This window comes from Romboutsia sp. 13368 (assembly GCF_018336475.1).
Lineage (GTDB): Bacteria > Bacillota > Clostridia > Peptostreptococcales > Peptostreptococcaceae > Romboutsia.
On record NZ_CP048741.1, the window covers coordinates 1,080,991 to 1,081,350 of the forward strand.

The window sequence follows — 360 nt, forward strand, 5'->3', positions numbered from 1 at the left end:
ATAAAAGAATTTGATAAAGAGAAAAAGTCTATGGAACAGTTTTTTAAATCTCAAATGGGAAATTATGAAGTAGCTTTTATTGGGGATAGAAAAATTACTTGGAAAAAGCAAAGTAAAACTATTTTTGATACTAAAAGATTTAAAAATGATTATCCAGAGCTTTATAAAGATTATTCTAAGGAAAGTTCTACTAGAGTTTTTAAGATATAAAAGGGGGATKTTTACAAATGGCGGTTTATAGGAATGTGCATATTGAATTTTGGCAAGATGGTTTTATACTAGATTTAACTCCAGAGGAGAAGTATTTTTATATTTACCTTATGACTAATAGCAAGACTAGTCAATGTGGTATTTATRAGT

At 27.1% G+C, this 360-nt stretch carries 1 protein-coding gene; it reads left to right on the top strand.

Annotated elements, in window-relative coordinates; genetic code table 11:
- Nucleotides 1-210 (top strand): hypothetical protein (locus tag G3997_RS04380; RefSeq protein WP_330616210.1); only part of this gene is annotated, 210 nt, incomplete at its 5' end.
- Nucleotides 211-360 lie beyond the last annotated feature (150 nt).